Below are 18,989 nucleotides of genomic sequence, written 5' to 3'. Positions count from 1 at the left end.
CCGACCGCGAGGGGCATCAGCCTTCCGGCACCGCCTCGCCGGCCTTGAGGCGAGCCACGCGCTGATCCCAGAAGTCGGCATTGCGCACGCCGATCTTCTCGGGCTCGAACACCGGATCCAGGCCGAGCTTGGTCTGGCGTTCGAAGTCGCGCAGGAGCTTGAACGCCGGCTGCTGGAGGATGAGGATCGCGATCACATTCAGCCAGGCCATGAGGCCCACTCCGATGTCGCCGAGCGCCCAGGCGCTGCCCGAGGTCGACATCGCGCCCACGGCCACCGCGATGACGATGACTACCTGCAGCACACGAGTGCCGATCGTCAGGGCCAATGTGCTCTTGGCCTTGCCGAGCAGGTAGACGAGGTTCGTCTCCGCCATGTAGTAGTAGGCGACGATCGTCGTCAGGGCGAAGAGGAAGATCGAGATCGCGATGAAGCCCGCACCGAAGCCGGAGATCATCGTGTCGAGTCCGGCCTGAGGCCACTTCTCACCGGGTGTTGCAGCGATGGCTTCGGCCATCTGACCGCGTCCTGTGCCGATGATGGTCTCGCCGTCGGCATCGAAGACCCTGTACATACCGGTGGAGAGAATCATGAAAGCAGTCGCTGAGCACACGAAGAGGGTGTCGATGTAGATCGAACCGGCCTGCACGAGTCCCTGCTTCGACGGGTGCGAGACCTCGGCGGCAGCGGCAGCGTGCGGGCCGGTGCCCTGTCCGGCCTCGTTCGAGTAGATCCCGCGCTGGACGCCCCACTGAACAGCCATGCCGAGAATGCCGCCGAAGGCCGCGTCCGGTCCTGCGTCGACGCCGAATGCGGAGGTGAAGACGAGCTGGAAGACGGGGATGATCTGGTCGGCGTTGACGAGTGTGACAGCGATCGCCGCAATGATGTAGATAACGGCCATGAAGGGCACCGCGAGTGAGGCGAAGTGGGCGATGCGCTTGACTCCGCCGATGACGATGAAGCCCATGATGACCGCGAGGATGACCGCGGTGATCCATGTCGGAGTTCCCCACGCGTTCTCGACCGCACCGGAGATCGCGTTCGACTGGATGCCCGGGAGCATGAAGCTCATCGCGAGAACCGTGACAGCGGCGAAGACGAGACCGTAGACCTTGAACAGGCCCTTGGCCTTCGTGTGCCGGTAGGCCTTCTCGATGTAGAAAGCCGGTCCGCCGCGGTATTCGCCGCTCTTGGGGTCCTGTTCCTTGAAGACCTGGCCGAGAGTCGACTCGACATAGGACGTTGAGGCTCCGAGCAGCGCGGAGATCCACATCCACACCACCGCGCCAGGTCCGCCGAAGCCGATTGCGGTGGCGACACCGGCGATGTTGCCCACGCCGACGCGACCGGCCAACGACATCGCGAGAGCTTGGAAGGAGGAGACGCCCTCGTTCGAGCTCTTCCCGCGGAACATCTGCGTGAAGATCGCTTTGATCTGTCGGATCTGGACGGCTCGGGAGCGGATCGTGAAGTACACGCCGGCACCGAGGCAGAGGTACACGAGGGCGGAGGACCAGATGATTCCGTTGAGCCAATCAAGGACTGCGGACACGCTTTTCCAATCAGAGGGGGGGGCAGGGGTTTCTGAGCATCGAAACAGTGAAGGACCTGTGTCTTCTCTGTGATGCACCTCATAAGTGAAACCGATTGTCATCGGTGACGCAAATCGAATTCGCCGAGGCGGCTCCCCGTTGCGCCGCGGAAGTCGCGGCCGTTGGATGGGCTACGGCTGGGAGCGGTTCGCGGCGGTTGTGGGCGTGATGTGGGGTGACGGCGGGGAGTGCCCCGGCTGTCCCGGCAAGGGAAGTTTCGCTGTGGCGAGCAGGGCCGCCTCGGCGAATTGTTGCGAAGTCGTTGCGAACTGGATCACTTCATGTGCTTCAGTTCACTATTTGGGACGGGAACCGTAAGATGTGGTGCGGATCTCTTCGAGCAAAGAAGACACGAAGAGCACTTGTGAAAGACAGGAACACCATGAAACGACGAACCGGTGCAAAGGCTGTGGCCATCGCCGCGGCCGGAGCTCTGCTCCTCTCCGCCTGCTCGACCTCGACGACCGGAGGCGGCGGCGGGGACGACAAAGGCGGAATGCTCACGGTCGGAACCACGGACAAGGTCGTGGCTCTCGACCCGGCTGCTGCGTACGACAACGGAAGCTCGCTCGTCGAACAGCAGATCTACCCGTACATCCTCGCCTACAAGCCGGGTACGGCCGAACTCAACCCATCGATCGCCGAGTCCGCTGACTTCACCGAGCCGACGAAGTACGAGGTCAAGCTCAAGGACGGACTCAAATACGCCAACGGCAACGAACTGACCTCCTCGGACGTGAAGTTCTCCTTCGATCGTCAGCTGAAGATCCAGGATCCCAACGGGCCCTCTTCGCTGCTGGGCGGTCTGAAGTCCGTGGAGACCCCGGATGAGAAGACCGTCGTCTTCAACCTCAAGCGCAAGAACGACCAGACCTGGCCCGGAGTCCTCGCCAGCGCCGCCGGACCGATCGTCGATGAAGACGTGTTCTCGGCCGACAAGGTCACGAAGGACCAGGAGATCGTCGACGGCAAGGCCTTCGCCGGCCCGTACACGATCGACGGCTTCAAGTTCAACGAGCTGATCACCTACAAGGCGAACCCGGACTACAAGGGCTTCATCGAGCCGGCGAAGACCGAGACCGTGCAGATGAAGTATTACTCGGACGCGAACAACATGAAGCTCGACGTCCAGGAGAACACCATCGACGTCGCGTGGCGTTCGCTCTCGGCCACCGACGTCGAGGACCTCGGCAAGAACGAGGACCTCAAGGTCCACAAGGGTCCCGGTGGCGAGATCCGGTACATCGTGTTCAACTACGACACGATGCCCTTCGGCGCGAAGACCGATGACGCCGACGAGAAGAAGGCGCTCGCTGTCCGCCAGGCTATGGCCGACTCCGTCGACCGTCAGGCGATCGCCAGCCAGGTCTACAAGGACACCTTCACTCCGCTGTACTCGCACGTGCCCGACGGGCTTCCCGGCTCCGACGAACCGCTGAAGTCCGAATACGGCGACGGCAAGGGCGGCGCCGACGTCGAGAAGGCGAAGAAGGCGCTTAAGGACGCCGGAGTCAAGACCCCGGTCGAGCTCAAGCTCCAGTACAACCCTGACCACTACGGCCCCTCCTCAGGCGATGAGTACGCCCTGGTCAAGGACCAGCTGGACAAGACCGGGCTGTTCAACGTCAAGCTGCAGTCGACCGAGTGGGTCCAGTACTCGAAGGACCGCACCGACGACGTCTACCCGATGTACCAGCTGGGCTGGTTCCCGGACTACTCGGATGCCGACAACTACCTCATGCCGTTCTTCTATGACACGGATGAGACTCCGTCGTTCCTCGCCAACCACTACCGTGACGAGGCGATGAACAAGGAGCTCAACGCTCAGTCCTCGATCGCTGATAAGGGCAAGCGCGAAGATGCCCTGAAGAAGATCCAGGGTGAGCTGGCCGACGAACTGCCGACCCTGCCGCTGCTGCAGGGCAACCAGATCGCCGTGTCCGGCAAGGACGTCAAGGGCGTCGACGACACCCTCGACCCCGCTTTCCAGTTCCGTCTGGCACTGCTGAGCAAGTGATCACCCACACGAGGTGCAGGTGAGCCGATCAGGCCGCCTGCACCTCGTGGCGCGTCCGCGGTGAGGTCCGTACACCTGCAGTGACCCCCGCCGAGCCGTCCCTTGCCGCTCGCGCATCGAAACACATCCCATAAGGAACACATGTCTGCTGCCATCAGCGAACCAGGGGCTGAGGCCGCCGAGACTTCGGTCGCGGTCAAGAAGCCCTCGGGAGGCGGTCTGGGACGTTATGTCCTCATCCGCTTCCTGCTCATCATTCCCACCATCTTCATTCTCACCACTCTGGTGTTCTTCCTCATGCGCATCACCGGTGACCCGATCACCGCAGCGTTGGGAGGACGCCTGACGAAGGCCCAACTGGCCGAGCGCGTCCACGCCGCCGGCTACGACCGGCCCATCCTCGTCCAGTACTTCGAATACTTGGGCAATCTGCTCAAGGGCGACTTCGGCACAGCGGTCTCCGACGGGCAGCCGGTCTCGTCGATCCTGCTCAACTACGGAGCAGCGACCGTCGAACTCGTCTTCTACGCGCTCATCGTCGCGTTCATCCTCGGCATCCCGCTGGGCATGCTCGCCGCCTACCACCGCGACAAGGCCCCCGACGCGGCACTGCGTGTGCTCGCGATCCTCGGCTATGCGACCCCGGTGTTCTTCGCGGGCATGATCCTCAAGCTCGTCTTCGGCGTCTTCCTGCCGATCCTGCCCGTCGCTGGCCGCGGCACCACAGAGACCGAATACATCATGTCCGGTGTCGTCGGCCCGACGAGGTTCTACCTCATCGACGCCCTGCGCATCGGCAACTTCTCGGTCCTCGGCGATGTGCTCGCCCATGCGGTGCTGCCGGCGATCGCCCTCGGCGTGCTCACCGCCGGAGTGTTCCTCCGGCTCGTGCGCACGAACCTCATCGGCACGCTCGAGCAGCAGTACGTCGACTCCGGTCGATCCCGCGGAATCTCCGAATACCGCCTGGTCACCAAGCATGCGTACCGTCCAGCGCTGATCCCGATCATCACGGTCATGGGGATGCAGATCGCGCTCATGCTCGCCGGCGCCGTGCTCACCGAGACGACGTTCGAGTGGAAGGGACTCGGTTTCAAACTCGCCGAGTACCTGACCGCCCGTGACTTCGTGGCAGTGCAGGGAATCGTCGTGTTCCTCGCCGTCATCGTCGCGGTCACGAACTTCCTCGTCGACGTCATCGCCGCGTTCATCGACCCGAGAGTGAGGTACTGATGTCCACTTCAGACAACCCGCAGAACCAGGGCCCGGCTGAAGAGGCCCAGACCTTCGCCGAGGAGGCTCCCGGCTCCGGAGTACCGGCAGTGGCGTTCGACGACCGGGCCAAGAAGTCCTGGTTCTCCCGCCTGCCGATCATCTCGCATCTGCGCCAGTCCGTGGGGCTGCAGCGCGGAATGCTCATCACCGGCCTCGTGCTGTGCGGAATCGTGCTCATCTGCGCGATCTTCGCTCCGCTCATCGCCCCGTACGGTTTCAACCAGCTGGGCACCTCCGAGGGCAACTTCGGGTCGAAGCTGCCACCCGGCGGCACCCATATCTGGGGCACGACCGTCGGCGGCTACGATGTCTTCTCCCGTGTCGTCTGGGGCGCCCAGACCGCAGTGGCCGTCATCGTCGTGGCCGTGGTCATGTCGATCTTCGCCGGTGTCATCCTCGGTCTCGTCTCCGGCTACATCGGCGGATGGCTCGACCGCATCCTCGTCGTCATCGCCGATGCCGTCTACGCCTTCCCGACCCTGCTGCTGGCGCTGGTCATGTCGATTGCGATCTCCGGCGGTCAGTCGAGTGCGTGGGGCGGCATCGCCGCGGCCGCATTCTCGATCACGGTCGTCTTCATCCCGCAGTACTTCCGCGTCGTCCGTGCCGAGACGCTGCGGCTGAAGGCCGAACCGTTCGTCGAATCGGCGATCGTCCTCGGCGCCTCGAAGACGCGGATCATCTCCAAGCACATCTTCCGCAATGCCACTCGGACCCTGCCGCTGATCTTCACACTCAACTCCTCCGAGGCGATTCTGACCTTGGCCGGACTCGGGTTCCTGGGCTTCGGAATCGAACCCACTTCGGCGTCGGAATGGGGATACGACCTCAACAAGGCACTGCCGGACGTAACCTCCGGTGTGTGGTGGACGGCGGTGTTCCCGGGCGTGGCCATCGTGCTCACGGTGCTGGGAATCACCTTGGTCGGTGAGTCGATGAACGACCTCAACGACCCGCGTCTGCGCGTGCGACGCAAAGCCAAGGTCAAGAACGTCAAGCCCGCGGAGGTCACGGCATGAGCAAGCAGAAACACGAGCGGACCGCCTCGGCGACGGGCAGCATCCTCGATGTCGACAGTCTCGACGTCACCTTCTCCACCGACGGCGGGGACGTCCATGCGGTCAAGGACGTGTCGCTGAGCGTCTCGCCCGGTGAGGTGCTGGCGATTGTGGGTGAGTCGGGGTCCGGCAAGACCGTGACCGCCCGATCCATCCTCGGTCTGCTGCCCGAGACGGCGCAGCGAACCGGGGCCATCGTCATCTCCGGTGCGAACGTGCTCAGCGTCTCCGCCGATGAGCTGCGGGCCATGCGCGGCCGGGATGTGGCGATGGTCTTCCAGGAGCCGTCGACGGCGCTCAACCCCGTCTTCACGGTCGGGTGGCAGATTGCCGAAGGTCTGCGCGCGCACGATAGGAAGGCGAACAAGGCCGACCTCAAGGCGCGCGTCGTCAAGGCCATGCGGCAGGTCGGGATCCCCGATGCCGAAAGCCGTTTCGACTACTACCCGCACCAGTTCTCGGGCGGGCAGAAGCAGCGCATCGTCATCGCCATGGCCCTCGCTCTCGGGGCGAAGCTCATCGTCGCCGACGAGCCCACCACCGCACTCGACGTCACCGTGCAGGCAGAGATCCTCGACCTGCTGCGCGATCTGCGAGACGAGACGGGCACTGCCATCGTTCTCATCACCCACAACATGGGCGTCGTCGCCGACCTCGCCGATCGAGTGGCCGTGATGCTGCGCGGCGACCTCGTCGAAGTCTCGACCGTCGAGCAGCTCTTCAACGATCCGCAGGAGCAGTACACGCGCGAACTCCTCGCCGCGGTGCCGCGGATCGGGTCGACCGTGGCCGGAAGCCGCAAGGCGGCCGCCGCCTCAGCGCGCGCTGACTCGACGGGGGAGGCCTCGGGTGGGGTCGCCTCGGCGGGGGAGACGACGGACGGGGGTGCCTCGGCGAAGGAGGGAGCCGCCTCGGCGAAGGACGGGGACGCACGCGAATCGATCGTGACCGCGCGCGAGCTCGATATCGTCTATCCGGGCGGGATCGGCAAGTCGGACTTCCACGCGGTGAAGAAGGTCAGCTTCGATATCAAGGCCGGCGAAGTCTACGGGCTCGTCGGTGAGTCGGGGTCGGGCAAGACGACGATCGGACGCGCGATTGCGGGCCTGACCAGGGCCAGCGGCGGTAGCCTCTCCGTCCTCGGGCACGAGATGGTCGGGTTCAAGGAGCGTGAGTTCTCGAAGATCCGGCGACGGATCGGGTTCGTGTTCCAGGACCCGGCGGCCTCGTTCAATCCTCATCTGTCGATCGGGGAGTGCATCGCCGAACCGTTCGCGATCCATCGCCGGGAGATGAGTGCGAACGACCGGTCGCAGCGAGTGGCCGAACTCCTCGATTCTGTGCAGCTGCCGAAGGCGTATGCGGCGCGGTATCCGCATGAGCTCTCCGGCGGTCAGCGGCAGAGGGCGTCCCTGGCGCGTGGACTGGCGCTCGATCCGGAGCTGCTCATCGCCGACGAGCCGACCTCTGCGCTCGATGTGTCCGTGCAGGCGAAGGTGCTCGAGCTCTTCGTCGAGCTGCAGAACCGCTTCGACTTCGCGGCCCTGTTCATCAGCCACGACCTCGCCGTGGTCGACATGCTCTCCGACCGCATCGGGGTGCTCTTCCACGGCGAGCTGCTCGAAGAGGGCACGGGAGAGCAGGTGCTCGGTGCGCCGCAGGAGGACTACACGAAACGCCTCATCGCCTCACTGCCGGTCCCGGACCCGAAGGAGCAGGCGAAGCGCCGCGAGCTGGCAAGAACCCTCCGCCCCTAATTGCTACCTGACGGCGGCGCAGCAACCTCGCGCGAGGTTGCTGCGCCGCCGTCAGGTAGCAAGGGGGTCAATTGGTGTCGGCGATGAAGTCGAGCATTCCGGCCTGGTTGACCGGTAGTGCCAGCAGGCGGTCGAGTTCGGCCTCGTCGGGGTCGATGCCGAGGATGCGCATCGAGTACTGAGTGAAGTCGCGCTCGATCATGTCAGGCGTCAGGTCGCCCGTCGGCCGGTACCACAGCGAGAGCGAGTTGCAGATCGAGTGGATGGCGCGAGTGGCCAGAGCCGCACTGCTGACGCGGAACTTACCCGAGTCGATGCCGGCCTGGACGATATCGCCCATGATCTCGCGGGCCTCCCGCTGGAGTTCTTTCACGCGGACGGCGTTGTCGCCGGTGAGCCGTTCGGTATCGCGCAGCAGCACGGTGGAGACCGAGACGTTCTCCATGCGATAGCGGGCGAGGTAGCGCACCGCCACGGCCAGCTGATCGACGACATCGTCATCGACATCGGCGATGACCGCTCGGCAGTGTTCGACGTACCAGGTATACGCTGTGTGGACGAGCTCGTAGAGAGCTTCCTGCTTGGACGGGAAGTAGTAGTAGAGCGCTGAGAGGCTCAGACCTGCTGTCTGTGCGATATCGCGGATGGACGCGCCGTCGAATCCTTTGTCCGCGAAGGTGTCCCGGGCCGAGCGGAGAATATTGTTGCGGCCGTTGGTTGAGCGCACGATGACCGGACTCCTTGCCTTGTTTTCCGTTGAAGCCGACTTTTTAACGAACAGTCTTTCACTTGCCCAACGACCATACACGACAGGTGGTCTCTGCGGGCCTGATTTCGCGCGGAATTACGGTATCACCGTGTTCGGCGTCCGTTGCGACCGGTCGCGGACTTCGTGTGGCCCCGTCACCGGAACAGTGATCGAGCAGTGCCTGGTCAGCGACCTGACCCAGCCCCAACCTGTGACCAGCGTCACTCTCTATCCGGGAATGATTGAGTGTTCAACAATGTTGGTCACGGTGGAGCTGCAGCCGACCCGGTTCGCCGAGGTCGCAGGCTCGGCCCGTGAACTCGACCGCCATGGCCGCCCGGCCGGTGGACACCGCTCAACGATTTGAGGACGCATATGCTCAACATTGCCATCATTCCCGGAACTTCTCGCCCGCAGGCGCTCAACCCGCAGATCGTGAACTGGGTCGAGCAGCAGCTGGCTTCCAATGATGACGTCCGCGCCGAGGTCGTCGACTTCGGCAGTTTCGACCTGCCCCTCCTCGACGAGGTGATCCCCGCCGGTGCGAAAATGTACGCCAACGACCACACGAAGGCTTGGGGCTCGAAGCTCGAAGAGTTCGACGCCTTCATCTTCGTCACTCCGGAGTACAACCACTCGATCTCGGGTTCGCTGAAGAACGCCCTCGACTTCGTCGCCACCGAGTTCAACCACAAGGTCGCCGGCATCGTGAACTACGGCGCCGACAAGGGAGTGCGCGCCGCTGAGCACCTGCGCCACATCCTCGCGAACTACAAGCTCGCCGTCGTCCGCGACCAGGCATCGTTCTCGATCTTCACCGACGTCGCCGACGGCACGTTCGCCCCGACCGAGGTCTCGGCCGCCCCGTTCGCCTCCATGGTCGGCGACATCGTCGCCTGGGGCGAGGCCCTGAAGTCCGTGCGCGAAGCCGGCGCCGAGGAGCAGGCCGCCTGAGTCCGCCCTCGCAGCTGAGCTGAGACAGGCCCGCCGGTCACCCGACCGGCGGGCTTTGTCGTCCCCGTGTCGATTGACACCGTCCCCGTCGCGACCGACGCCGCCGTCAGGGTGATCCCTCACCGAGGCGGCCCCACCCGACCGTGCACAGTGACCGTCCCCACATCTGCGTTAGAGTCGCAGTGATCAACTGTTCGCTCAGCGATGCAAAGGACACTCATGGATCTCACGAACACCGTCGCCCTCGTCACCGGCGGAGCCTCCGGACTCGGCCGCGCCACCACCGAACGCCTCTTGGCCGCCGGCGCCCAGGTCGTCATGGTCGACCTCAACGCCGAGGTGGGGCAGCAGGTCGCCGCCGAACTCGGCGATTCCGCCCACTTCGTCACCGCCGACGTGACGAACGAAGAGCAGGTTCAGGCCGCCGTCGACACCGCCACCGGGCTCGGCGCCCTGCGCGTCGTCGTCAACTGCGCGGGCGTCGCGACCCCCGGCAAGCTCGTCTCCCGCAAGGGTCCGCTGCCGCTCGAGGCATTCCAGAAGGTGCTGAACATCAACATCGTCGGCACCGTCAACGTCTGCCGCCTCGCCGCTGCGGCCATGCAGCAGCAGGAGCCGGACGGCGAAGAGCGCGGAGTCATCGTCAACACCGCCTCCGTCGCAGCCTTCGACGGGCAGATCGGCCAGATCGCCTACTCGGCGTCCAAGGGCGCCGTGGCCGCCGTGACATTGCCGATGGCCCGCGAACTCGCCGCCTCTCTCATCCGCGTCGTCACCATCGCCCCCGGCATCTTCGAGACCCCGATGATGGCCGGCCTACCCGCCGAGGCGCAGGAATCCCTCGGCAAGTCCGTGCCGCACCCGGCCCGGTTGGGCAAGCCCGCCGAGTACGCGCAGCTCGTCGAAGCGATCGTCGCCAACCCGATGCTCAACGGGGAGACGATCCGCCTCGACGGCGCCATCCGCATGGCCCCGAAATGATCGACTAGGGAGGCTCAGCGGCGGGCGTTGACGAGCAGCGCCAGCTGCACCCGCGAGGTCACCTCGAGCTTGTCGAAGATGCGCGCCAGGTGGGTCTTCACCGTCGCCGTCGAGACGAACAGCGACCGCGCCACCTGTGCGTTCGTCAAACCCTGAGCGACCGCCTCGGCGATCTCCCGTTCCCTGGTCGACAGATTTGCCAGCGGATCCTGACCCGGCGCCGAGGCGGCCGGACGGGACGACATCAACGTGGCCAGGGCAGTCGCCGACAGGGTGCGGGTGCCGTCGGCCGCCGCACGGACGGCGTTGATGAGCTCTTCCGGTGGAGTGTCCTTGAGGATGTAGCCTGCCGCCCCGGACTGCAGGGCGCGGTGGATGAAATCGTCGGTCCCGAAGGCCGTGAGCATGAGCACCTGCGGGTGTTCGGGATCGGACAGCAGCGTCTGAGCTGCTTCCAGGCCGTCGAGACGGGGCATCCGGATATCCATGAGTACGAGGTCGGGACTCAGCCGACGGGCGAGGTCGATGGCTTCGACTCCGTCGACCGCCTCGGCGATGACCTCGATATCGGTCGCCGCGCCGAGGAGGAGCTTGAGACCCGAGCGCATGAGCGATTCGTCGTCGGCGATGAGTACCCGAATGCTCATGGCTGTGTCTCCTGCTCGTCGCGGGGGTCGGTCGTTTCGGTCATACCCGGGGCGTCGCCGTCTGTGAAGATGTCGGCGTCGACGGGGATGCGGGCACGGAGAGTGAACTCCGGAGTGGTCGTCACGGTGAGATCGCCGCCCATGGCCTCCATTCTCTCCCGCAGTCCGAGCAGTCCCAACCCGGATCCGGAGACGAGCTGCTGCGCTCCGGCGCGGAAGGCCGGGGCCAGGCCTGTGTGCGGATTGCTGGCGACGAGCACGAGGTGACCGTCGGCCTCATCGAAGCCGACCTTGATCGTCACCGTCTGGCCTGGTGCGTGCTTGACCGCGTTCGTGATCGCCTCCTGGACGAAGCGGTAGATCGTCGTCTGCTCGAGTGCCCCGCATCGGTGGAGCGCCGCGCCCGTCACCGGTTCGAGGTAGCGCAGCTCAGCGGTGTCGCCCCTGGCCGCGACGAGGCGGTCGATGTCGGGGTCGATGACCGTGCCCTGATCGTCGCTGCGGAGCATGGTGAGCACCTCCCGGAGTTCGACGCCGGAGCGGCGGGCGGCATCGGCGATGAGGCGGGCGTTCTCCCGCACCTCGTCGGGGTCGAGGTCCTGCCGCACGGACAGCGCACCGGAATACATGGCGATGACGGAGAGGTGGTGGGACAGGGAATCGTGCATATCGCGGGCGATGCCGCGTCGCACCTCGGCGATGGCGCGGTCCTGCCGGGAGCGTTCGCGCAGCAGGGTCTGGGCGGCGGAGTCGATGAAGCCCTGCTCGCGGGCACCGCGGATGACACCGACGATGACGATAACGGCGTACATCGTGCCGCCGAAGACGAACACGGGAAGATCGAAGGCTCCCGCGGCCTGTGGAGTGAGCACATAGGTCGCTGAGAAGGCTGCCAGTGTGGCGGCGAGTGCGACGAAGTCGAGGGCCCAACTGCGCCGGGCCGACAGTGAGATGAGCATGATCGAAGCGGCGAAGGCGCCGAGGATGCTGACCGTGCCGAGGAGTATGCCGATGATCCCGACTGTGACGGGAATCCAGCCTCCCGGTCGCCGCTGAAGCGATTCGACGGATCCGTCGGCGGCGAGGAACTCATCACCGCCGTGCCCGGTGACTGTGAGGAATTCGCGCAGCTTCTCTGAGGCAAGGACCTTCGGACGCAGTTGTTTGCGCGGAATCCGGCGTCCGTCGAAGACGAGCACGATTGGCAGACAGACGAAGGATACGAGCCCGAAGACGATGTGTACGAAGATTTCGGCACTGAGCGCGTCCGCCTCAGCACCGGTGGGTTTCGGGTTCGGCCACTGGTTTCCGATGACAACGAAGAGGATGAGCGCGCCGACGACCGCGGAGATGCCGGTCCAGAGGAGGGCATGCGCGAGCGGGCGGCGGGCGGGGCGAGGTGTCACCCTTCGAGCCTACCCGGGCGCGGGCCGCGAGGGTGTCGCCCGAAAGGATGAATTCGGAGCGGCCGCGAGGGCGCGGCAGCCCGGCCGGATGCGCCCTGACGTGCGCATTCATTCGATCGGATGACATGAATCATGCCCTTGACCGATGGTGGGCGGCCGCCGGTTTCGAAAGGGTGGAGACATGAGAAACCGACCCTACACTCTGCACTATCATCGTCAGTTCGCCGCACTGCCCGACAACAGGTGGTTCAAGCCGATCCTCGTCGCGCTCCTGACCGCGGTGTTCTACCTCATCGCAATCGTCGTCCTGTTCGTCGGCTTCTTTCTCTGGGCACTCTTCGCCCTCGGCGTCGACGGTGACTTCAACACATGGTCGGAACGCCTCATCGACATGAACACGACCACGGGCGTCCTCTTCGGACTCGTCAACGTCATCCTCATGTGGCCGGCCGCCGAGCTCGCGACCCTATGCATCTACCGGCGCTCTTTCTCCTCGATGATCTCGCTCCGCGGCGGCATGCGATGGGGGCAGCTCGGCCGGTATCTGCTGGTCGGTGCGGCCGTATGGGTGGTCTGCGCGATCGTCATGGTCGCCTTCTCCGACGGGTCGATGGGCAACCTGACCTCGGGAATCGTGTGGAACAGCCAAGTGCTCGCCATGCTCATCGCAATCATCCTCCTCGTTCCGTTCCAGGCGACGGCCGAGGAGATCGTCTTCCGCGGCCTGGCCATGAACATCATCGGCTCATGGCTGCGCCACCCCGCGTGGGCCGTGTTCATCCCCGTGCCGATCTTCGTCGTCGGCCACGTCTACGACCTGCCGGGACTCATCGACGTCGGCATCTTCGCCGTCATCGTCGGCACCCTGACCATCATCACCGGCGGTCTCGAGGCCGGAATCGCCTTCCACATCGTCAACAACGTCTTCGCGTTCGGTCTGGGCGTGCTCGCCGGTGCCGACCTCAATGCGACGAGCGCCCCTACAGTCGAGGTCGTCATGTCGATAGCGGCTCCGATCGTCTTCGGCATCATCGTCGTCCTCGATCATCTCCGCCGAGGTGGATCGATCTTTCGCCGAGGCGGCCCGACCGACCGTGAACCGATGCGTCCCCGCGGGGACAGCCCAGAGAACGAGGAAACCGCGGTGGACAGCGATGTGAATGCCGACACCGAAACGAAAGCGAACCTGTCATGAGCTACTACAGCGAGCTCGCCCAGAACCTGCGCAAGCGCGGGTGTGAAGAAGACCAGGTCCTCACCGTCCTCCACGAGGTCAAAGACAGAGCGGAGGCGGCAGGGACGACACCCGACGCCGAGTTCGGCACTCCCGAAGAGGAAGCCTCAAAGCACAGCGGGAAGCGCGCACGGTCCGCGGGCCAGGCGACGCTCAACGTGTTCGGATTCGTGGGCGTGTGCTGTGTGGTCGTCTACGCTATCTGGCCGGGACTGTTCGACTTCACGAACCCCGTGCTGTCGAACTTCGCCGGCATGATCGCGCTCCTCGTCCTGCTCGTCATCGGCGCCTTCGTCGCAGGTTTCATCGACTCTCGTCTGCCGAAGGGGTTCGAGGCTCCGCGGTCAGTAGCCGATCGATGAGCTCATCTGCAGTGATGCCCTCGGCCCGCGCGGCGGCGTTGATGCGATCGAGCGTCGAAGGCGACAGAGCCGGCGTCGGTTGAGACGACGGCTGGGACGACGACGGTTGAGTCGATCGGGCTGACGTCTCGCCGGCGCGGTCGGCGCGCGCAGGCTTCGACCCGGTCCTGAGCAGCAGCGAAGTCAGCGGCACGACGACGACCCCGAGTGCGGCGAGGATCCATACGATCCCGTTGAGGCGGGTCAGCCACTCGAGTTCCCACGCTGATTCCACCCAGATCGTGACGAGAATCAGGCTCGTGCCGAGCGCGAGGAGGCAGAGCGTGATCGGCAGCCCGATCCGCACCACCCGAGACCGGGGTACCAGCAGCAGAATGAGCGAACTGACCGAAGCGACGGCGGTGACGAGCACGATCGACGCGAGCACCTGGTAGAGGATGTCGCCGATGGTCTGGCCGGTGGAGCCGGGGACGGGGTCGTCCCACATGTACGGATCGCCCCAGACGAACAGAATGCTCAACAGCAGGGTGATGAACGCCAGCAGGATCGTTGCGCTGCCGAACCATTGGGCTCGCCGACCGATGAGCGTCGCCCCGCAGAAGGCGGCGACGCTGCAGGCGCCGGTCACCGCCGTCGTGGCGATGACCTGGAACGTCGGTTCGGACTCGATATCGCCGAGCATGACGATGATCCCGCCGATCGCCGCCACGCTGAAGGCCACGACGATGATGACGGCGATCGTGCGCCGCAGGTCCCGGACGAACCGGGACTGCTCTCGCGCCGCGGGTTCCGGTGCCGGCGTCGAGGGGTCAGATGGCGTCGATGGGGATGAGTGAGTCACTGTTTCTGCACCTTTCGGAGGGGATTTCAGACAGCAGGGATCCCTGATCGATTATGTCATCGATCCGCGGACCCTCACTCCATGGGCAGCGACGCGGTGACCTCGAACCCGCCAGCACTTGTCGGACCCACCCGCAGGCTTCCGCCCAAGGCTTCTACGCGTTCGCGCATCCCCTTGATGCCGAAACCTTCGCCGAGGTGGCTGTGCCCATCCGCATCCGCGCCGCCGTCGGGTTCCCCGTTGAGCACGGAGATCTCGAGCCGGGAGCCGATGGCCGTGACGGTGACCGCCACGGGTGCGCCGGCGGCATGCCGCAGCGCATTCGACAGACTCTCCTGAACCACGCGGAACGCCGTGAGGCTCGTCGTCGGCGGCAGCGACATGGGCTCGGTGGGGAAGTCGAGATCGACGACCGCACCGGAGCCGCGCGTGACATCGACGAGAGCGGGAATGTCATCGACGGTCGGCTGCGGCGCCAGGTCGGCATCCCGGCCACCGCGGAGGATTGCGAGCAGCCCACGCATCTCCGTGAGCGCCCGCCTGGCCGATCCCGCCATCGAATCGAATTCGCCGAGGCTGCGCTCATCGAGTCCGGGCAGCCGGTACTTCGCCGTCGTCGCCTGGACACTGATGACCGACATGCTGTGCGCCACGACATCATGGAGTTCCTGAGCGATGCGGTTGCGTTCTTCCAGCTCTTGCCGTTTCGCCAGCTCCGCGGCGCTGAGTTCGCGTTCGGATTCGAGCTGCCTGCGACCTTTGATGAGCAGGTTGCCGATGACGCCGATGGCTCCGGCACCGGCGGCGACGGCCGCGGTGGTGATGACGTTCGAAAAGGCCCCGGGCAGCTCGCCGGCATGCGGCAGGACCAGAGCGAGCCCGCCGATGAGCGCACTGCCCGACCACAGAGCGACGAGGTGGATCCAGCGGTGCCGCAGACCGATGATGAGGTGAAGGAACACGAGAGCCAGCAGCGAGGTGACCGTGAACGGTCGGACCACTCCCGAGACTTCCGCAGTGAGCAGAATGCCTGCCAGCTGAGCGACGAGGCCGAGGCCGATCGCCGGTATCGGCCAGCGCACTGCCAGCAGGAGCGCGGCGCTGAGACTGAACGCAAGAACCATCGCGAAGACTGTCGGGACACCGTAGAGCACGGTGGTCACCGGCCAGGCGACCGCGACGAGCACGACCCCGACGAACGCTGCGATGAGCCAGAACCACCCCTGACTCCCGGCGATGGCCGACAGTGCAGACGACTGCGCCGGATGAGCCGACCGCTCTGAGCGAGTCGCCTGCGCGGAGACAGCTGCCCCATCAGTCGACCCGGCAGCGCGGATCGAAACGATCTCGAGCAGTGCCATGGCGTGGAGGATGAAGGGGAAAGTCAGCAGCAGGACGATGCCCGTGACGAATTGGAACGTCGCCTCGGCGGAGAACCCGAGGTCAGTGACCGGGGAGTTCGTCACCCAGGCGACCACCCAGTCGACGGTGTCGCCTTCGTCTTCGGGGAGAAACCTGCCCCAGACGAAGAACGTGATCCCGCCAAGACCGCCTGCGAACCAGGCCAGGGAGATCGAGAACGTGAAGAGCCGGATCGGCAGTGCGAACACGGCCTCGAAGAGCAGATCCAACCACGCACGCGCATCGGACAGCGGAGCCAACCACCAGCGGAGTCCGCGTCCACGGGGACGGGGAGCCGCCTCGGCGATGGGGGCACCCCACGCACGAGCACGGGCCCGGGAGAGGTCGCCGAACGCGCGGGCGACGGTGAGTGTCAGCGGCAGGAGGAGCACGCCGACCCAGACGATGACAGTGGCGATCGAGACGGAGAACAGGGCGATGAGCACCGGGAACGCGATAAGGGAGATGAGCAGGCTCGGGGCGACGAGGCCGGCATCGCGGCCGAGATTGTGCCACACTCTGGCCCACCACGAACTCGGCGTGGTTGCGGCCTGAGAATCGGCGGCCGCTTGGGAGTTCGGGCCGATCTGCGGAGGCTCTGCTGGGCGGGGCACGTCTCCAGCGTACGCGTCGGCGGGTGCGGGGGAGGTGAGATCGGGGGAGTGGTTCACAGCGTGATTCCTTCCTGTGCTGTGTGCGAGGACGTCTGCGCGGTGCCGACCGCAGTGTCAGTGCGAGCGGTGCTGCGGGATTCGAGGACCTTCGGGTGGAAGCGCGAGAGCATCCACACTCCGCCGATGCCGATGGCTGCGGAGACGAGCAGACCGAGAGTGGCCGGCGGAGTCAGGCCCGTGTACTCGCCGAAGAATGCGGCACCGATGATGACGGCGACGATCGGATCGATGACGGTGAGGCCGGCCAGCACGGTCTCGGCGGGGCCGCAGGCGTACGCAGTCTGGACGAGCCAGAACCCCGCCGCCGAGGCCAGGCCGACCGCGCCCAACAGCGCCCACCAGCGCAGACCGAACGTATCGAGTCCGGGCAGTCCCGACATGACGACGGATCGGGCGAGGACGTGCGTGGCCGCGGCGACCGTGCCGAAGACGATCCCGGTCATGACGACCCGGGGGATGTGGCCGGCGGAGCTGAACGAGAACAGCCCCGCGAAGACGGTGAGGGCGATGAGCACGGCGAGCAGCCACGTCACCGACTGTGCGTTTACGGAGATGTCGTGGGCGAACCTCGCCGAGGTGGCCACGAAGGAGAAGATCCCGAAGAGCGTGACCGCGATGCTGATGAGCAGCGGAGCACCGAGGCGGAGCCCGAAGTACCGCCGGCCGATGAGGACGGCGAAGACGAGAGAGACCGCGCCGATGGGCTGAACGATGGCGACCGGGCCGAGTCCGAGCGCGATGACGTTGAGCACCGTGACCAGCCCCATGAGGCCGAGCCCGGTTGCCCAGGCAGCGCGACGGCGCAGGCCCGGAGCCATGGTGGCCACGGCATGCTGCTGGAAGTGGGTGCCCAAGGCCAGGCAGAACGCTGCTGCGGTGGCGAGGATGACGGCGGTGATGATCATGACTCGAACGTTAGGGAGCCGGTATGCGCCGGCACATCATACGCAGGAGTGAAATGAGCGCCGCACGTATCACCCGTGAGGATGAGATCTGCGCGAAACCGGACCCAAGCGGCGGATTCTCGGGGATTGCGAGGGTTCTGCGACCTCGCTGTCCGGTAGGTTTGGACCATGCCGGGATTTGAGGACGCGGGGAACGGAGACGGGGGAGCCGCCTCGGCGAGTGTGCCGCCTCCGTCGGAGACGACGATCAGGGTCGCCATCGTCGACGATCAGGCGATGGTGCGGCAGGGGTTCGGGGCGCTGCTCGACGCGCAGTCGGACATGCAGGTCGTCGGCAGCGCCGATGACGGATCCGCTGTCGTCGACCTCGTCCGCCGCACGAGCCCCGATGTCATCCTCATGGACATTCGGATGCCGACGCTCAACGGACTCGACGCCACCCGAGCGATCTTCAGCATGCCCGGCGACCACCCGCGAGTCATCATGCTCACCACGTTCGACGCCGACGAATACGTGTTCTCCGCGCTCCGGGCCGGTGCCAGCGGATTCCTCCTCAAGGACGCCACCGCCGAAGACATGATCACCGCTGTCCGGGTCGTTGCCGGTGGGGAATCGCTGCTCGCGCCCTCGGTGACCCGCCGCCTCATCGCCGAATACGTCGCCGGGCCCACCGTGGCCAAGGACACCGCGGTGCTCGGTCAGCTCACCGACCGGGAGATCGACGTGATGACCCTGGTGGCGAAGGGGCACGCCAACGCCGAGGTGGCCGAACAGCTGTACCTCGCCGAACAGACCGTGAAGACCCACGTCTCGAGGATCCTGTCGAAGCTGGGACTGCGCGACCGCACCCAGATCGTCGTCGCCGCCTATGAGTCCGGGTTGGTCGTCGCCGGGAGCTGAGGGCTGGGTGCTCTGGGCGCAGTCACAGCCGGCTGGCGCGGACGGTGCGGGCGTGGTCGGCGCGGGCGGCCGGCAGAGCTCCTTGGGTGGACGAATTGGTCCACTTTGCCGCGGGCCGTCTCAGGGTTCTAGTGCAACATTGGGCTGGTCTCAGGCTACCTGCTCATGCAACAGATCAGCCAGGACCTCGGCCGGGGTCGCGAACCCGAGGACCTTCCGCGGCCTGCGGTTGAG

17 protein-coding genes are annotated in these 18,989 nt (G+C 65.5%); 10 read left to right on the top strand and 7 right to left on the bottom strand.

Annotated elements, in window-relative coordinates; genetic code table 11:
* Positions 1 to 16: 16 nt before the first annotated feature.
* Positions 17 to 1,555, bottom strand: coding sequence for an alanine/glycine:cation symporter family protein (locus tag HK108_RS10215; RefSeq protein ID WP_181271454.1), 1,539 nt, complete (start codon positions 1,553 to 1,555; stop codon positions 17 to 19).
* Between the two features lie 422 nt (positions 1,556 to 1,977).
* Between HK108_RS10215 and HK108_RS10210 the strand changes: the two genes are divergently transcribed.
* From HK108_RS10210 to HK108_RS10195, 4 genes are all read left to right on the top strand, one after another.
* Positions 1,978 to 3,612 (top strand): ABC transporter substrate-binding protein, encoded by a 1,635-nt coding sequence (locus tag HK108_RS10210; RefSeq protein ID WP_139469085.1) that lies wholly within the window; start codon positions 1,978 to 1,980, stop codon positions 3,610 to 3,612.
* Between the two features lie 141 nt (positions 3,613 to 3,753).
* Positions 3,754 to 4,845 (top strand): ABC transporter permease, encoded by a 1,092-nt coding sequence (locus HK108_RS10205; RefSeq protein ID WP_139469086.1) that lies wholly within the window; start codon positions 3,754 to 3,756, stop codon positions 4,843 to 4,845.
* Positions 4,845 to 5,906: an ABC transporter permease gene (locus HK108_RS10200; RefSeq protein ID WP_229664064.1), complete on the top strand. Its 1,062-nt coding sequence runs from the start codon at positions 4,845 to 4,847 to the stop codon at positions 5,904 to 5,906. The genes HK108_RS10205 and HK108_RS10200 overlap by 1 nt, the downstream gene beginning before the upstream one ends.
* Positions 5,903 to 7,702: a dipeptide ABC transporter ATP-binding protein gene (locus HK108_RS10195; protein WP_181271453.1), complete on the top strand. Its 1,800-nt coding sequence runs from the start codon at positions 5,903 to 5,905 to the stop codon at positions 7,700 to 7,702. Before HK108_RS10200 ends, HK108_RS10195 begins: the two co-directional genes overlap by 4 nt.
* 67 nt (positions 7,703 to 7,769) lie before the next feature.
* Here the strand turns inward: HK108_RS10195 and HK108_RS10190 are convergent, their stop codons facing one another.
* On the bottom strand, positions 7,770 to 8,429 hold the full coding sequence (locus HK108_RS10190; protein ID WP_172171879.1) for a TetR/AcrR family transcriptional regulator: 660 nt from the start codon (positions 8,427 to 8,429) through the stop codon (positions 7,770 to 7,772).
* 1 nt (position 8,430) lies between these two features.
* Between HK108_RS10190 and HK108_RS10185 the strand changes: the two genes are divergently transcribed.
* The 3 genes from HK108_RS10185 (at position 8,431) to HK108_RS10175 (ending at position 10,385) form a co-directional block, all read left to right on the top strand.
* On the top strand, positions 8,431 to 8,817 hold the full coding sequence (locus tag HK108_RS10185) for a hypothetical protein (protein ID WP_181271452.1): 387 nt from the start codon (positions 8,431 to 8,433) through the stop codon (positions 8,815 to 8,817).
* An 8-nt stretch (positions 8,818 to 8,825) separates the two neighbouring features.
* Entirely contained in the window at positions 8,826 to 9,404 is a 579-nt protein-coding gene (locus HK108_RS10180) for an NADPH-dependent FMN reductase (RefSeq protein ID WP_181271451.1), read from the top strand.
* Between the two features lie 219 nt (positions 9,405 to 9,623).
* The gene (locus HK108_RS10175) at positions 9,624 to 10,385 is read left to right on the top strand and encodes a 3-hydroxyacyl-CoA dehydrogenase (RefSeq protein WP_172171873.1); all 762 of its coding nucleotides are present in this window, start codon (positions 9,624 to 9,626) and stop codon (positions 10,383 to 10,385) included.
* A gap of 14 nt (positions 10,386 to 10,399) precedes the next feature.
* Here the strand turns inward: HK108_RS10175 and HK108_RS10170 are convergent, their stop codons facing one another.
* Complete coding sequence (locus tag HK108_RS10170) at positions 10,400 to 11,032, bottom strand: response regulator (RefSeq protein ID WP_172171871.1); 633 nt, start codon at positions 11,030 to 11,032, stop codon at positions 10,400 to 10,402.
* The gene (locus tag HK108_RS19100) at positions 11,029 to 12,438 is read right to left on the bottom strand and encodes a sensor histidine kinase (protein WP_181271450.1); all 1,410 of its coding nucleotides are present in this window, start codon (positions 12,436 to 12,438) and stop codon (positions 11,029 to 11,031) included. The genes HK108_RS10170 and HK108_RS19100 overlap by 4 nt, the downstream gene beginning before the upstream one ends.
* Positions 12,439 to 12,619: 181 nt before the next feature.
* On the opposite strand from HK108_RS19100, the gene HK108_RS10160 reads away from it, so the two are divergent.
* Both HK108_RS10160 and HK108_RS10155 read left to right on the top strand, forming a co-directional pair.
* Positions 12,620 to 13,633, top strand: a complete 1,014-nt coding sequence (locus HK108_RS10160) for a CPBP family intramembrane glutamic endopeptidase (protein ID WP_181271449.1) — start codon at positions 12,620 to 12,622, stop codon at positions 13,631 to 13,633.
* Positions 13,630 to 14,034: a hypothetical protein gene (locus HK108_RS10155; RefSeq protein ID WP_181271448.1), complete on the top strand. Its 405-nt coding sequence runs from the start codon at positions 13,630 to 13,632 to the stop codon at positions 14,032 to 14,034. The genes HK108_RS10160 and HK108_RS10155 overlap by 4 nt, the downstream gene beginning before the upstream one ends.
* On the opposite strand, the gene HK108_RS10150 is transcribed toward HK108_RS10155, so the two are convergent.
* From HK108_RS10150 to HK108_RS10140, 3 genes are all read right to left on the bottom strand, one after another.
* A complete protein-coding gene (locus tag HK108_RS10150; RefSeq protein WP_181271447.1) occupies positions 13,976 to 14,875 on the bottom strand; it encodes a hypothetical protein in 900 nt (299 codons plus the stop codon). The two genes, HK108_RS10155 and HK108_RS10150, sit on opposite strands and share 59 nt — an antisense overlap.
* Positions 14,876 to 14,949: 74 nt before the next feature.
* Positions 14,950 to 16,947, bottom strand: coding sequence for a sensor histidine kinase (locus tag HK108_RS10145; protein WP_181271446.1), 1,998 nt, complete (start codon positions 16,945 to 16,947; stop codon positions 14,950 to 14,952).
* Positions 16,944 to 17,855 (bottom strand): DMT family transporter, encoded by a 912-nt coding sequence (locus HK108_RS10140; protein WP_181271445.1) that lies wholly within the window; start codon positions 17,853 to 17,855, stop codon positions 16,944 to 16,946. Before HK108_RS10140 ends, HK108_RS10145 begins: the two co-directional genes overlap by 4 nt.
* A 168-nt stretch (positions 17,856 to 18,023) precedes the next feature.
* On the opposite strand from HK108_RS10140, the gene HK108_RS10135 reads away from it, so the two are divergent.
* Positions 18,024 to 18,755, top strand: coding sequence for a response regulator (locus tag HK108_RS10135; RefSeq protein WP_219922309.1), 732 nt, complete (start codon positions 18,024 to 18,026; stop codon positions 18,753 to 18,755).
* Positions 18,756 to 18,989 lie beyond the last annotated feature (234 nt).

Source organism: Brevibacterium sediminis, assembly GCF_013623905.1.
Classification (GTDB): domain Bacteria; phylum Actinomycetota; class Actinomycetes; order Actinomycetales; family Brevibacteriaceae; genus Brevibacterium; species Brevibacterium sediminis.
This window is presented reverse-complemented; position numbering and strand designations above follow the sequence as displayed.